Source organism: Staphylococcus pseudoxylosus, from assembly GCF_003697915.1.
Lineage (GTDB): Bacteria > Bacillota > Bacilli > Staphylococcales > Staphylococcaceae > Staphylococcus > Staphylococcus pseudoxylosus.
Genome location: NZ_RCVN01000120.1, coordinates 1 through 209, shown reverse-complemented (window position 1 = coordinate 209; position 209 = coordinate 1). Strand labels below are relative to the sequence as shown.

Here is a 209-nt window from a genome sequence, read left to right as displayed (position 1 = left end):
CGGCGGAGATAATCAACCAAACCCGGATAACCCAGATAGTGGAGATGATGGAGATAATCAACCAAATCCGGATAAACCAGATAGCGGAGATGATGGAGACAATCAACCAAACCCGGATAACCCAGACACTGGGGGTGGAGGAGACAATCAACCAAATCCGGATAACCCAGACACTGGAGACGGGGGAGATGATCAATCTAATCCGGATA

The 209-nt window shown here is 48.8% G+C and carries 1 pseudogene; it reads left to right on the top strand.

Going from position 1 to position 209, the window contains the following annotated elements:
• Positions 1-209, top strand: a pseudogene (locus D9V42_RS15205) (serine protease); the annotation flags it as partial.